Annotated in this window: 13 protein-coding genes; 1 reads left to right on the top strand and 12 read right to left on the bottom strand. The window is 53.9% G+C overall.

The genetic code is table 11. The annotated features are described in order from the left end of the window. Nucleotides 1-32: 32 nt before the first annotated feature. Nucleotides 33-1,256: a hypothetical protein gene (locus HEQ34_RS04440; RefSeq protein WP_296197947.1), complete on the bottom strand. Its 1,224-nt coding sequence runs from the start codon at nucleotides 1,254-1,256 to the stop codon at nucleotides 33-35. Nucleotides 1,257-1,450: 194 nt separating this feature from the next. On the opposite strand from HEQ34_RS04440, the gene HEQ34_RS04435 reads away from it, so the two are divergent. Then, complete coding sequence (locus HEQ34_RS04435) at nucleotides 1,451-3,742, top strand: hypothetical protein (RefSeq protein WP_296197945.1); 2,292 nt, start codon at nucleotides 1,451-1,453, stop codon at nucleotides 3,740-3,742. A 3-nt stretch (nucleotides 3,743-3,745) separates the two neighbouring features. Here HEQ34_RS04435 and HEQ34_RS04430 read toward each other — a convergent pair whose 3' ends face one another. From HEQ34_RS04430 to nuoH, 11 genes are all read right to left on the bottom strand, one after another. Continuing rightward, nucleotides 3,746-4,018: a DUF1467 family protein gene (locus HEQ34_RS04430; RefSeq protein ID WP_296197943.1), complete on the bottom strand. Its 273-nt coding sequence runs from the start codon at nucleotides 4,016-4,018 to the stop codon at nucleotides 3,746-3,748. Then, nucleotides 4,015-5,658 (bottom strand): ribonuclease J, encoded by a 1,644-nt coding sequence (locus HEQ34_RS04425; RefSeq protein ID WP_296197940.1) that lies wholly within the window; start codon nucleotides 5,656-5,658, stop codon nucleotides 4,015-4,017. Before HEQ34_RS04425 ends, HEQ34_RS04430 begins: the two co-directional genes overlap by 4 nt. Next, the gene (locus HEQ34_RS04420) at nucleotides 5,655-6,440 is read right to left on the bottom strand and encodes a type III pantothenate kinase (RefSeq protein WP_296197937.1); all 786 of its coding nucleotides are present in this window, start codon (nucleotides 6,438-6,440) and stop codon (nucleotides 5,655-5,657) included. Before HEQ34_RS04420 ends, HEQ34_RS04425 begins: the two co-directional genes overlap by 4 nt. 12 nt (nucleotides 6,441-6,452) lie before the next feature. Next, a complete protein-coding gene (locus tag HEQ34_RS04415) occupies nucleotides 6,453-7,160 on the bottom strand; it encodes a biotin--[acetyl-CoA-carboxylase] ligase (RefSeq protein WP_296198075.1) in 708 nt (235 codons plus the stop codon). 5 nt (nucleotides 7,161-7,165) lie between these two features. Continuing rightward, nucleotides 7,166-8,608 carry an NADH-quinone oxidoreductase subunit NuoN gene (nuoN, locus tag HEQ34_RS04410; RefSeq protein WP_296197935.1) on the bottom strand — a complete coding sequence of 481 codons (1,443 nt, stop codon included), beginning with the start codon at nucleotides 8,606-8,608 and terminating at the stop codon, nucleotides 7,166-7,168. A 2-nt stretch (nucleotides 8,609-8,610) separates the two neighbouring features. Further along, nucleotides 8,611-10,170 (bottom strand): NADH-quinone oxidoreductase subunit M, encoded by a 1,560-nt coding sequence (locus HEQ34_RS04405; protein ID WP_296197932.1) that lies wholly within the window; start codon nucleotides 10,168-10,170, stop codon nucleotides 8,611-8,613. Further along, nucleotides 10,170-12,194, bottom strand: a complete 2,025-nt coding sequence (gene nuoL, locus HEQ34_RS04400; protein WP_296197929.1) for an NADH-quinone oxidoreductase subunit L — start codon at nucleotides 12,192-12,194, stop codon at nucleotides 10,170-10,172. Before nuoL ends, HEQ34_RS04405 begins: the two co-directional genes overlap by 1 nt. Nucleotides 12,195-12,200: 6 nt before the next feature. Further along, nucleotides 12,201-12,506, bottom strand: a complete 306-nt coding sequence (gene nuoK / locus HEQ34_RS04395; RefSeq protein WP_125230259.1) for an NADH-quinone oxidoreductase subunit NuoK — start codon at nucleotides 12,504-12,506, stop codon at nucleotides 12,201-12,203. After that, nucleotides 12,503-13,123, bottom strand: coding sequence for an NADH-quinone oxidoreductase subunit J (locus HEQ34_RS04390; protein ID WP_296197925.1), 621 nt, complete (start codon nucleotides 13,121-13,123; stop codon nucleotides 12,503-12,505). Before HEQ34_RS04390 ends, nuoK begins: the two co-directional genes overlap by 4 nt. A 159-nt stretch (nucleotides 13,124-13,282) precedes the next feature. Then, a complete protein-coding gene (nuoI, locus tag HEQ34_RS04385; protein ID WP_296197921.1) occupies nucleotides 13,283-13,771 on the bottom strand; it encodes an NADH-quinone oxidoreductase subunit NuoI in 489 nt (162 codons plus the stop codon). Beyond that, nucleotides 13,768-14,814 (bottom strand): NADH-quinone oxidoreductase subunit NuoH, encoded by a 1,047-nt coding sequence (gene nuoH, locus HEQ34_RS04380; RefSeq protein WP_296197919.1) that lies wholly within the window; start codon nucleotides 14,812-14,814, stop codon nucleotides 13,768-13,770. Before nuoH ends, nuoI begins: the two co-directional genes overlap by 4 nt. Nucleotides 14,815-14,944 lie beyond the last annotated feature (130 nt).

Below are 14,944 nucleotides of genomic sequence, written 5' to 3'. Positions count from 1 at the left end.
TATAGGGATTTTAGGTTAACGCGGCTTTAAGCTTAGTTTGATTTTTTGCCTTCGGCGTCGCGCATCATGCTTGCGATCATCAGAACGCTAAGCTGTAATACCATAATCCATTGCAATATATTAGTTATTCCGACGGTCGCGGCCCCAATGATAGCAAGTAACGCCAAAGCAGCAGGTGAATGCAACACCTGTTTAGCCCAACCAGGCATCACCATTTTGTGGGTAAGATATGCAAGCGAAGCGACGGCAAACGCCGCAAATAAGCCGTTGTCATCATAGGATTCCGCCACATAAGCGCTACCGAACATCGTCAATATGATCAGCGTCCAAGTGACAACTGACAGGCTTTGTATGTGATCACTGCCATCCGCATCATCTGTCACCGCCAAACGCAGTGCGTTCGCCGCGATGGATAGAAATGCCGCGACAGTTGCTGCTGTCACCAGATTTCCAAGCCCCAACGCAAGTGCCGCCAACGCTATTACAGGGGCCGCGAATTTAGTCGCGGTTGCGGCAGTTGGGCTTTGCCAGATAAGCGGAACAAGACGGGCGAGAATCGGACCGAACAATTGTGCCTCAATATAGCCTGCCCTGCTTGCAACACGTCGCCGAAGTATCTGGCGATTGAGTTCCGAAAAGTCCTGCGCGCCCGTCAGCACGGTCAGCGTGCCATTATGAACATGTTGTTGAGACAGTGGGCGGAAGGGAACTTTAGCCAGCAACGCCTGCCGCAGCAGGGATGATATAATGCTCCAGTCTTCTGGCAGGTCACGCAACATCGCGATAGCTTCATATCCAACAACCGAGACACCAGCCCACCGTGTGTTGATATCAATACGTTCAAACGCGCGATTTTCGTCACGGCCATCAATTGTGGCGATGAAATTTTCAGTAGATTTAAGAAGTGTTTCAACCAGCCCTAATTGCACATATAACTGCCCGGATTGCACCCATATGCGATCATCGGCGTTGATGTGACGCAGGATATCCCCGCCCGTACGGACAAAATCGACCGTCAGTTTTCGCGAAGCGCAACGGTCGGCCAGCGCGATTAACACACCGTCGATATTTTCAACTTCAATCAGGAACCGTTGGATGCCGGCACGCGCTAGCGTCGTTATCTGATATTCAATCAAGGATGCGCCCGCCAAGTCCGAACGCCCAGCACCATTAGCAGCATCCTGTCTGCTGCCATCATCGCACGCGACGGAGAGCAAAGCGATTGTCGGGAAATTCGAATTTCGAACGGAAGGCATTGTCCAGATATGAACGTTAAGGCCGTTTTGCCAAAGGAAATATGATATGCCTGCCTACATAGGTGCGTTAAAGTGCTCAATTGCGACACTCACTTTGCCATAACCTGACCCTAATCCTCGGTCGTTTCATTAACCTTTGCGCAATTTGATAAGTTTGCGTTTCTCTCACCGAATATTGTGTTAGATGGGGCCCTATGACTTCTCGCTCCAAAATCGTCGGCCTGAACCGCGAAATCGCTGAAACCGAACCCAAAACTGCTGTGCAGGATGTAAACAGCAATACCGACGGCCTTGCGGAAAATAATCAAGCGGCGGAGTATGATTATGATCATGGGGTGGACGAAACGTCCTACCATGCGGGTGTCGGGCAATATGTTGCCCCAACCCTGCTGTTGGTCGCGTTCGTTGCTTGGTCGGCGTTTTTTGGCCTAACATATTGGTCTGAAGCGCAATTCGGTCTAAACAATGATCGGTTTGTAACGCTGATCGCGACATGGGCCATTCCTACGCTTTTAATATCTGTCCTATGGCTGCTGTCCATGCGTAACAGCAGCCGGGAAGCCTTACGCTTTGGCAAGGTAGCGAACGTGCTGCGGACGGAAAGCGACGCGTTGGCAGTACGGATGCGTTCGGTGAACGAAGAAATATCGCTTGCGCGCCAATTTCTGTCCGAAAATGCGCGTGAGCTGGAAACAGTCGGTCGTCAATCTTCAAAAAACTTAGTGGACTCTGCGCGAATGTTATCGGCTGCTCTTGCGGATAGCGATGAAAAGGCAAAGACGCTGGAATCGGTGAGCAACGCCGCCAATACAAATTTGGAGCAACTCCGCAAACATTTGCCTGTTGTGACAAGCGCAGCCAAAGATGTCAGCAACCAGATCGGAAGCGCAGGTAATGATGCGCAGGTGCAGATTAAGGCAATGATTGCCGCCCTTGAGCGCGTAAGCGATGCGGGTAAATCGGTAAGCGACTACATGGAGAATGTCGAAACGCGCGCGGATGACTTGTCCAACCGGCTAGAGCAATCGTTGAGCGACAATGTGAAGCTGCTCGACGACAAAAGCGCGGAAGCGCTCGACCGAAGCGCCGAAATGGCCACGCTTATGGACAGCGCCGCACAAGCGATTTCCAATGGCATCGCGCAGGCATCAAGCGATGCCGACACTCTCATTACCCGCAGCAAAGCCCAAATCCTGGCCAACCTCGCCGACCTACGTCGCGCTTTGGGTGACATTGAAGGGCAATCCAGCCAGGAAGAAGCTCGCATTCAGGCCATAATCGCCAATATTAGCGAACATATTCAAACCAGTGCGGCGCAGATTTCAGAGATTGATCGCACGGCCACGGACCAGACGTCGAAACTTGCCTTTGCCGTATCGGCGCTGGCTGAACGCAGCCTTTCACTGGGAAGCGCCCTGTCCGACAACCAATCAACCACGGGAAGCTTATTGGACCAATCGGACAAGTTGATTGAATCACTCAGCGCGGCAAATCTGGAAATAAGCCATAAGATTCCCGCCGCGATGGACAGTGTGAATGCGCGCATGACACAGGGCATAGAACAAGTGAACTCGGCTCTTGCTGCTGCGGAAGCGCTCGACAATATAAGCGACGGAACGCTTGGAAAGCTCAACGATATTGAGCAATTAATCTCCGCGCAACATGACGCTGTTGGCGCGTTGATGGCGCAAAGCGATGCACATTTTGCCGCACGCCATGAACAAGTAGATGCCCTCGGCGCTGCGCTCAAGCAAACGCAGGCTCTGCTGCAAGACATGTCGGATCAAGCAAATGACAATTTGGTCACATCGTTGCTTCGCGTGCGTGAAACAACGCGCGCTGCCGCAGAAAGCAGCCGCAAGATTCTCGACGAGGAACTGGCGCATATCGCCGATCAGTTGACCGAACAAAACCGCGCGGCATTGGCCAATGCAATTGATGCGCAGGTCGCGTCGATGAATGAAGCTGTGCAGGAAGCCATATCGCGCAACATCGAATTGTCGCAAACCGCCTCTTCTTTGGTGGCCAAACAACTTGGCGAACTCAACGACATGACGGTGAGCCTTGAAGGCCGAATAGCAGATACGATAAACAGCTTTGAATCGGTCCAAGATGACAGCTTTGCCCGTCGCATGGTGCGTTTGACCGAATCTTTGAATTCCACCGCCATCGACGTCACCAAAATATTGTCCAACGACGTTACAGATACCGCATGGGCAGCCTATTTAAAGGGCGACCGGGGCGTGTTTACCCGTCGCGCCGTGCGCTTGCTGGATTCACGTGAGGCAAAGATTATTGCCAAACATTATGGCGATGACAGCGAGTTCCGCGAACATGTGAACCGTTACGTTCATGATTTTGAAAGCATCATGCGCCTGTTGCTCAGCACGCGCGATGGCAACGCGATTGGCGTTACCTTGCTGTCGTCGGACATAGGCAAGCTTTACGTGGCGCTGGCGCAAGCCATTGAGCGGCTGCGCCAATAAGTTCTAAACAGGCGGGTTAAACAACCCGTCGAAACTGTCGCGGTTTATCCAGCCATAGCTATAATTGGCGTAATATAACGCAAACAAAGCAGCCGAAAGCATTGTCGTTCTCAGCAAAATCTTCTGGGGTTGGAAATTACCCGGCGCACTATCCGCTTGGCCTGGAGTCTTTGGAAGGCCCAGTTCGTCATGCGTGCGCACACCGATGGGCAAGATGACGAACGCCGTCATCACCCAAAACAGCAAATAAATGGCAATAATCGAGGTCCAGGTCATGCGGTCTCCACTATCAAAACATCCACGATCGGCTTTTTACCCGTCCAGCTTACCGCCACACGGCGCACCGCCAAACGCACAGTTTCGCGCAACTTGTCATAATCACCGCGATGGTCCTTCACCGCCTTAACAGCAGCGGCAGTGGCTTCTTCCAGAAAATCGTCCAGATCTTCCTCAATCGGCACACCGTGCAATCGGATTTCAGGGTTGCCGAGCATCCGGTCTTTAGCGTCTAGCGCGAAGGCGACCGAAATCAGGCCATACCATGACAGGCGGCGGCGTTCGTTCAATGTCGCGCCGTCGGCGGCGATGATGGTGTCCCCATCGAGGATCAAGCGGCCAGTCCGTTCCTTGCCGATGATTTTAGGCTCACCGGGCGCGAGGCGCACCACGTCGCCATTGGATTGCACCACTGCCTTTGGCACACCGTGTGCCCGCGCAAACCGCGCCTGTTCCGCCATATGCCGGCGCTCGCCATGGACGGGAATAAGGATTTCTGGCCGAACCCAATCATAGAGCGCGGCAAGTTCCGGTTGCCCCGGATGGCCGGACACATGCACATGCGCCTGCTTTTCGGTAACGGTCAGGATGTTACGTTCGGCAAGCTTGTTCATGATCACGCCAATAGCGATTTCATTACCCGGTATCTGCTTCGACGAGAAAATAACCGTGTCGCCTGCTTCCAGCTTCACCGGGTGATTGCCCTCGGATATGCGCGCCAAAGCCGCACGTGCCTCGCCCTGCCCCCCTGTGGCGACCACGATAACGTCGTGACGTGGGAGGCTATCGACGCTCTCCATATCCACCGTCTTAGGCATATCTTTCAAATAGCCATTCGCCTGCGCGGCTTCGATAATCCGGTGGAGCGAGCGTCCTGCGAAACATAAGGTGCGGCCGCTTTCGCGCGCGACCTCGCTTAAGGTCTGCAACCGGGCAGCATTGGACGCAAAGGTTGTGACAACGACCCTGCCCTTGGCGGCCTTAACAGACTTCAGCAGGTCTTCCTTTACGCTGCCTTCACTGCCGCTAGTTTCCGGATTGAACACGTTGGTAGAATCACACACCATCGCCAACACTTTGCTGTCGCCAATGGCGGTCAGCGCTTCTTGCGTCGACGGCGTGCCCAATACGGGGTGCGGATCCAGTTTCCAGTCGCCGGTGTGGAAAATCTTCCCATAAGGCGTGCTTATCAAGCAAGCGCTCATTTCAAGGATCGAGTGGGCCAAGGTGACGAATTTAAAGTCGAACGGCCCCAAGGAAAACGCACCTTCCATCGGGATCACGTTGAGTTCCACGATGTCGGCGATGCCTTCTTCTTCAAGCTTGCCCCGGATGAGAGTTGCCGTGAACGGTGTGGCATAGAGTGGAACGCCCAAGTCGGCGGCAAAATAGGCAACGGCACCGATATGATCTTCATGGCCATGGGTTAGAACGATACCCAGAAGGTCGTCCTTGCGCTTTTCGATGAATTCCAGATCAGGCAGGACAAGGTCAATTCCGGGATATTCCGAATTCGCGAATGTCAGGCCCAAGTCGACCATCACCCATTTGCCCTGACAACCGTATAAATTGACGTTCATTCCGATTTCGTTGGACCCACCAAGGGCAAGGAAAAGCAGTTCATTTTTTGGGGTCGTCATGAGTTAATGTCTCTATTCCTATATAAAAGCGCCAGCCCCCGCAGCGTCAAATCGGGCTCTACCCGGTCAAATAAATGGCCATGTTGCTGAAACAAGATGGCCAAACCACCAGTCGCAATGACCGATACTGGTTCGCCAATTTCAGCTTTCATCCGTGCGAGGATCCCTTCGATCATCGCCACATAGCCCCAATAGATGCCAATCTGCATTTGTCCAACAGTCGTTGTACCAATAACGCTTTCATTTGGCGGTGGTTCGATTGCAATTCGCGGCAACATGGCTGCGGCGGCATAGAGGGCATCGAGTGACAGATTAACGCCCGGCGCAATGCTGCCCCCACGATAGGAACCATCTGGCCCTATATAATCAAAGGTGGTTGCTGTGCCAAAGCTGATGACGACCTTGTGCCCGTCGGCCAAGGACTGCGCGGCAATGGCGTTTACTGCGCGATCGGCGCCAACGGCATGCGGTTCTGCCACACGCAATGGGATGCCCCAACCGACGCTTCCGCGTCCGGCAACTAAGGCCTCACACCCAAAATAGCGTGTCGCGAGCAACTGCAAATTGTGCAAAGCGCGCGGAACGACCGTGGCAATAATGACTGATGTAACATCATTGCGGCGAAAGCCGGCCATCTGAATGAGTTGATCCAACCATACGGCATATTCATCCGACGTGCGCCGCGCATCGGTCGCAATCCGCCATCGCTGCAATATTTCGCCAGCGTCATTGACCAATGCAAATTTCACATTGGTGTTACCCGTATCAATCGCGAGCAGCATAGCCCACTCCTGCTAAATTAGAAAAACATCGGCGGCGTGAATGGCACGAATTGAACCATCCGCCAAGCGAAGCCGCAAAGCACCATCATCATCGAGCCCGGTATACAGACCGTCTACTTCCTCTCCATCAGGCAGTTTTGCCGTCAAGGCCGTGCCGCGTGGGTGGGCATGCGCTTCCCAATGCCGGACGATGGTCCCCAACCCCGATTGCCGCCAGACATTGAGATAGCGGGCGAACGCCTCGGCCACGATCTCCAGTGCCGTTTGGGCATCGGGCGGCGTTGCGCCAAGTGTCAGCAGGTCAGACACCTTCCGATCCAGATTTTGCGGGTGCCAGACAAGGTTTAGGCCAATGCCCACAACCACCGCGTCAGACGCGCGTTCCAACAATATGCCGCATAGCTTTGAACCGTCATGCGCCAGAATGTCATTGGGCCATTTAAGGATAAGTTGAACTTGCGGCGCAATGTGCCGGGTCGCGTCATATACGGCAACGGCGGTTACGAAAGCCAGACCTGCGGGCGAAGGGTCTGTATCGCGCAAGCGCACAATGGAACTGGCAAAGAGGTTGCCCTTCGGGCTTTCCCAAGCACGGCCAAGTCGCCCACGCCCACCATCTTGCGCATCGGCGCGAAGCCATAACCCCTCGGGCGCGCCTTGTACCGCCCGCAATAAGAGATCCGCGTTCGTTGACCCAGTTAGCGCAACTTCTTCAAAGATGGGCGTCAGAACAGCGCCCTCGCGGCATAAGCCGTCCAGATGCCAAGCGCAGGTATAGCAAAATAGCCCAAAGGTGAGTTCGCAGCGGCTAGCACGCCGCCGGTCCAGATGAGAACCTTATCATCGCTTTCAACAATCACATCCGCAGCATCATCAAAATACATGACCTTGACGACCTTCAGATAATAAAATGCACCAATCACCGACGCGGTGATGCCAATGACGGCCAGTGGCAACAGGCCAGCGGCCACCGCGGCGTTAAACACCACGAGCTTACCCCAGAAACCGAATAATGGCGGAATACCGGCAAGGCTGAACATGAATATCGCCAACGCGGCGGCCAAGGCAGGACGCGTCTTGGATAGACCGGATATGTCGGCAAACTCTTCACGATAGCCGCCGTCCTTATCCTTCAACTGCATCAGACAGACAAAGCTGCCTAAGGTCATGGCAACATAGATCACCAAATAGACCAGCATGGCAGAAATGCCCTGCTCCGTTCCGGTGGCAAGGCCAATCAGGATGAAGCCGACATTGTTGATCGAGCTATAAGCCATCAGGCGTTTCAGGTTTTGCTGCCCAATGGCGCCGACTGCGCCGATGATGATCGACATCAACGCTACGGCTATAATGATTTGCTGCCACACCAATATTTGCGAGCCAAATGCCTCAAGCACGATGCGGATGGTCAACGCAATTGCCGCAACCTTTGGCGCGCTGGCGAAGAATGCGGTTACAGGGGTTGGCGCACCTTCATACACGTCCGGCGTCCACATGTGGAAAGGCGCGGCGCTAATTTTGAAGGCCAGGCCCGAGAGGATGAACACAATGCCGAAGATCAGGCCAAGGCCGACCTCGGTATCCATGGCCGTGCCGATGGCAGCAAAGCTTGTAGAGCCTGCAAAGCCGTACACCAAAGACGCGCCGAACAAGAGCATGCCGCTGGCCAATGCACCAAGGACGAAATATTTAAGCCCGGCTTCTGCCGAACGCCCGTCCGAGCGCACAAAGCTTGCAAGGACATAAGCGGACAAGCTCTGCAGCTCTAAACCAATATAGAGAGAAATCAGATCGGTTGCCGAAACCATCACGCCCATGCCAACACAAGACAATAGGATCAGCACCGGATATTCTGCCCGCATCGCACCCGCATTCTCCAAGAAGCGGGGCGCAATCATCAATGAGATTGCGGCCGCAATGAAGATCAATATCTTGGAGAAATTGCCAAATGCATCATTGACCAAAAGGCCATCAAAAGCGGATGAATTTGTGCCATTCATCATAAAGTTGATAACAAATGCGGCAGCGGCACCAAGCGCAGTAACCGACAATATGCTGATCAAGCGACCGGCCTGTTCACGCCACGCCGCCACAAGCAGCAGGCCAAGCGCAGAGAAGCTCAAGATGACTTCTGGGCGGACCAGAGAAAGAGAGGCGTTAAGTTCCATTATCAATGGCTCCCCTCAGCCACGTTTTTTTCCGGACCATGCACCACGCGATACCGCGCGGTTGTCGGGTCGACTAATTTCAGCTTGCTGTCCCCAACGGGTGCAGCGCGTTCAATGCGGGCGACAATCGTCGCCACGTCGCGGCGGATGGGTGCCAGGAATGTTTCCGGATATACGCCCATCCACAAGACAACGACCCCGATGGGCGCGAGGAGCCACATTTCACGGCCATTGACGTCCGACATCGCAGCGGCATCAGCATTGACCTGCGGCCCAAATGCAATGCGGCGGTAGAGATACAGCATATAGCCGGCACCAAGGATAATGCCCGTGGTCGCAATGAATGTGGCCCAAGTCGACACCTTGTAAGCACCCGAAAGGCTCAAAAATTCACCCACAAACCCGCTCGTTCCGGGCAAGCCAACGCTCGCCATCGTAAACAGCATGAACAGCAAGGCATATTTGGGCATATTGACGCTGAGGCCACCATAACGGCTGATCTCACGCGTATGCAGGCGGTCGTAGATCACCCCTACGCACAGGAACAAGGCGCCCGAAACGAGGCCATGGCTCAACATCACGATGATCGCGCCTTCGATACCTTGTTGATTGAAGGTGAATAGGCCGACGGTTACAATCGCCATGTGCGCAACCGATGAATACGCAATCAGCTTTTTCATATCCTGCTGCACCAACGCAACGAGCGAGGTGTAGACCACGGCAACCATCGACAGACCAAACACCAATGGAATGAAGTCAGCGCTTGCCTCTGGAAACATCGGCAAAGAGAAACGCAAAAAGCCGTAACCGCCCATTTTGAGGAGCACGCCAGCCAATATGACTGAACCGGCAGTGGGTGCCTGAACATGGGCATCGGGCAGCCATGTATGCACTGGCCACATGGGCATTTTCACCGCGAAGGATGCAAAAAATGCGAACCACAGCCATTTCTGCGCTTCTGCCGGGAAATCGGTATTCAGCAAGGTTGGAATATCCGCCGTGCCCGCAAATTGGATCATCCACAGCATCGCGATCAACATCACGAGTGAACCCAGCAAGGTGTAGAGGAAGAATTTGTACGACGCGTAAATGCGGTCCTGCCCACCCCAAATGCCGATGATGAGATACATCGGGATCAGGCCGGCTTCAAAGAAGATGTAGAACAGCAACAAATCCTGCGCCGCAAAAACGCCAATCATCAGCGTTTCCATCAGCAGGAACGCCGCCATATACTCGCCGACGCGTTTCTGGATGGATGTCCAGCTTGCACCAATACAAATCGGCATTAGGAATACCGACAGCATGATCAATGTCAGCGAAATGCCGTCAATGCCAAGCCGCCAGCCAATGGGGCCGAACACATTAAAGCTTTCGGTAAACTGCCACTGCGCGCCCGCTGGATCATAATACAGCCAGAGCACGACACCAAGCACCAGGTTCAGCAATGTCGCCGACAGCGCAATGATGCGCGCAAGTTCAGCGCGCACAAATAGGCATATTGCCGCTGCGACCACTGGAATGGCCAGCATGATCGAAAGTACAGGGATATCCGCGGCGTTCATTACACTCTCACCATCATCCAGCTAACCGCGATGACCAAGCCAAGAAGCATCACAAGCGCATATGTATAAAGATAACCCGACTGCATTCGCACAGCCAATTTGCTACCGAAGGAAACAAACGCCGCCGAACCATTGGGGCCAAAGCGGTCAATAATCCCGATGTCGCCTTGCTTCCAGAACAGACGTCCGAACCAAAAGGCTGGGCGCACGAAAACGAAGCTATACAGCTCGTCAAAATACCATTTGTTGAGGAAGAAACGGTAAATTGGCGCAAAGGTCGTCGCCAAACGTTGTGGTGCATCTTGCGACCTTTGGTACATCAAATAGGCCGTGGTCAGGCCAATGAGCATTGCCACGGTCGACGACAATTTCACCCACAACGGCACTTCGTGCATCGCATGCATCAGATGCGCGTTGAAATAAAGCGTGCTGTTTGCCCAAAACGCTTGGCCCGCTTCCGCATCAATAAACGCATTGTGGAAGACAAAACCTGAAAAAACCGCACCGATGGTCAGCAGCGCCAAAGGCGTCAGCATCGACCATGGGCTTTCATGCGGATGATAGCCCGCCGTTCCGTCACTGGTCGCGGCATGCGCATGTGCATCATGGTCGCCATGATCATGCACCGCGTGCTGGATATGCTCCGATTGCTCCCAACGCGGCTTTCCAAAGAAAGTTAGGAACATCAGACGCCAGCTATAGAAACTCGTCAGCAACGCCGCGATCACACCGATGGCAAAGCCATACATGTGATAGGTGGATTCGCTGGCAAACGCGGCCTCAATAATGGCGTCCTTTGAATAAAAGCCTGCAAATCCGGCTACCCCAAGGATACCAACACCGGTAATCGCCAGCGTGCCCGCCATCATCGCCCAAAATGTGAGCGGGATATGTTTCCGCAAGCCGCCATAATAACGCATATCCTGTTCATGGTGCATCGCGTGGATGACCGAACCAGCGCCGAGGAACAGCAACGCCTTGAAAAAGGCATGCGTGAACAAATGGAACATGGCCGCGCCATAGGCACCGGTTCCGGCTGCAAAGAACATGTAACCCAGCTGCGAACAGGTAGAATACGCAATAACGCGTTTGATATCGTTCTGCACAAGACCAACCGTTGCAGCAAAAATCGCGGTCGTGGCTCCAACAATCGTAACTACATCTAACGCGAACTGGCTGGTTTCAAACAAGGGCGACAGGCGGCACACCATGAACACGCCAGCGGTGACCATGGTCGCCGCATGGATAAGCGCGGAAACGGGCGTTGGGCCCTCCATCGCGTCCGGCAACCATGTGTGCAGCCCAAGCTGCGCCGATTTACCCATCGCACCGATGAACAGCAATATGCACAGCAAGCTCATGGTATCAACGCGCAGGCCCAAAAAGCCGATGCTTGACCCTACTTTATCGGGCGCGGCAGCGAGGATTTCGGGGATCGAAACCGTGCCGAACAACCAGAATATGCCGAAAATGCCAAGCATGAAGCCGAGGTCGCCGACCCGGTTGACGACAAATGCCTTGATCGCCGCTGCATTCGCGCTTGGTTTCTTGTACCAAAAACCGATCAGCAAATAAGACGCAAGGCCAACGCCTTCCCAACCGAAGAACATCTGCACCAGATTGTTGGCCGTAACCAACATCAACATCGCGAAGGTAAACAGCGACAGATAGGCAAAAAAGCGCGGCTGATCGGGATCTTCCTCCATATAGCCCCAGCTATAGAGATGGACGAGCGCCGACACGCTGGTGATGACAACGAGCATCACGGCAGTCAGCGCATCAACGCGTAATTCCCAGTCAAAGCTTAGGTCACCCGACTGCACCCATGTCATCACGGGCTGCACATAAGCCGTTTCACTGCCATTCAGGAAACCGATGAAGATCGGCCAGCTTAGGAACGCGGCAATAAACAAGCCAGCGGTTGTGATCGTCTTGGCTGCCAACGCGCCAATGAAGCGCTGGCCAAGACCGGCGACCAGCGCAGCCAAAAGCGGCAGAAAAACAATGATATGGATTGCAGTCACTGGATGTTACCCCTTCATCCGGTTGACGTCATCAACCGCGATTGTGCCACGTCCGCGGAAATAAATAACTAAAATCGCAAGGCCGATTGCCGCCTCACCCGCCGCGACGGTCAAAACGAACATCGCAAAGATTTGCCCGGTCAGGTCGCCCAAAAACACGCTGAACGCCACCAGATTGATGTTCACCGCAAGCAATATGAGCTCAATCGCCATCAATATGATGATGACATTTTTCCGGTTCAGGAAAATGCCCAGCACGCCCATAACGAACAATATGCTGCTGACGACGAGATAATGTTCGATACCAATCACAGCTCAATCCCCTGCCCGACGGGCTGATTAACAATGCGCGTCGCGTCTTGCGGGCGGCGCTGAACCTGGCTGCTGATGCTCTGGCCGCGTGTGCCGTGGCTGCGGCGATGCGTCAGAACGATTGCGCCAACCATCGCGACCAGCAAGATCAACCCTGCCGTTTCGAACAAGAACACATATTTGCTATACAGCAACGCACCAATCGCCTCGATATTCGGCACGGTCGCCGATAGCGTCGCAACACCAGCCTCAGGCGTGCCAAGTTTAACGGCACCAGCCTGATACGCGCCAATGCCCAACACCAGTTCAGCCACCAAAACCACCGCGAGCAAAAGCCCAAGCGGCACATTCTTGACGAAACCTGCACGCAATTCCGCAAAATCAATGTCGAGCATCATCACGACGAACAGGAACAACACCGCAACCGCGCCGACATAGACAATGACCAGGAGCATCGCGATGAATTCTGCACCGATCAGGACCATAAGGCCTGCGGCGTTAAAGAACGCAACAATCAACCACAGCACGCTGTGCACCGGATTTCGGGCAAAGATGACCATCGCGGCGGACGCGATGACAATGCTTGCGAAGATATAGAAGGAGACGAGTTGGATCATGCCAAAACCTCAGTAAGTATCAAAACGTCGCACCAGCGTAGGCTGGTGCCTATCTCGCCTATCGTTCTAGACGGACAGACGTGATGGGCCCCAGCCTGCGCTGGGGCGACGAAGTTTTTGTTGGTAAAGGTGAGCACTTGTGTCATTCCAGCGCCGCCCTTAACGATAGGGTGCATCGGCGGCAAGGTTCGCGGCAATTGCCCGCTCCCATTTCGCGCCGTTGTCGAGGAGCTTGGCCTTGTCATAGAGCAGTTCCTCACGCGTTTCTGTTGCGAATTCGAGGTTCGGCCCCTCGACAATGGCGTCTACTGGACATGCCTCTTGGCAAAATCCGCAGTAAATGCACTTGGTCATGTCGATGTCATAGCGCGTGGTCCGGCGGCTACCGTCCTCGCGTGGCTCGGACTCAATGGTAATGGCCAAGGCGGGACACACCGCCTCACATAATTTGCACGCGATGCACCGTTCCTCACCATTGGGATAACGACGCAGCGCATGTTCGCCGCGAAAACGTGGGGAAAGCGGGTTCTTTTCGAACGGATAATTGATCGTCGCCTTTGCCTTGAAGAAATATTTCAAGGTCAACATGTGCGCCTTGACGAATTCCCAAAGGGTGAAGGTTTTGATGAGGTGAGCGAGCGTGGTCATGCGAAATGTCCTGTGAACATAAGATAGCCGCTCACCAAAAAGACCCAGAAGAGCGAAATCGGTAAGAACACTTTCCAACCCAAACGCATCAATTGATCATAACGGTAACGCGGCACGGTTGCCTTCACCCATGCGAAGATGAAGAACATCAAAAGGATTTTGGCGAAGAACCAGATGATGCCTGGAACGGCGTATAATGGTGCCCAGTCAACAGGTGGCAAATATCCGCCCCAGAACAGGATCGCGTTCAGCGCGCACATCAACAGGACGTTGGCATATTCCCCCAACCAGAACAAAGCGAAGGCCATGGAGGAATATTCGGTCTGATACCCGGCAACCAATTCGCTTTCCGCTTCGGTCAAATCGAACGGCGCGCGGGCGGTTTCCGCCATTGAGCTGATGAGGAACATCACCGCAATTGGGAACAGCAAGGGGTTGAAGGCATAGGCGTTGATAAAGCCAAATATATGCCCACGCTGCCCCTCAACAATACCGCTTACGTTGAAGGTGCCAGCCCAAAGAACGACGCAGATCAAGATGAAGCCAATGGAAACTTCATAGGAAATCATCTGCGCCGCGGCGCGCATCGCCGAATAGAATGGATATTTGGAGTTGGAGGCCCATCCCGCAATGACCACGCCATAAACGCCCAAGCTACTGATCGCCAGAATGTAGAGCAAGCCGACATTGATATTCGACAGCACGACGCCATCGGCAAAGGGAATGACCGCCCACGCCATTAATGCGACGGTAAAGGTGATGATCGGCGCGATCAGGAACAAGCCACGGTTCGACGCGCTTGGGATGATGGTTTCCTGTAAGAATACCTTCAAGCCATCGGCGAAACTTTGCAGCACCCCAAATGGACCAACGACATTGGGTCCCCGGCGCAATGCGAAAGCCGCCCATAATTTACGTTCCGCATAAATGATCATCGCCACCGCGAGCATCAGCGGCAGCGCGATCAGGAGGATTGCCGCGATTGTAGCTGTGAACCATGCGGCCTCATAACTCATGCCGAGATTTTGGAAGAAGGATGTCATTATTCCACTCCACCGTCACATCCACAAACGTCATGCTGAACTTGTTTCAGCATCCATCGTGCAGCACATCCAGACGCCGAAAGGCAAAATGGACCCTGAAACAAGTTCAGGGTGACGTTGGAAGGTAGAA

Origin of the sequence: Sphingorhabdus sp. (assembly GCF_023910635.1) — a bacterium.
Lineage (GTDB): Bacteria > Pseudomonadota > Alphaproteobacteria > Sphingomonadales > Sphingomonadaceae > Sphingorhabdus_B.
Note: the sequence above shows the minus strand (reverse complement) of the source record. Positions and strands in the feature narration are given on the sequence as shown.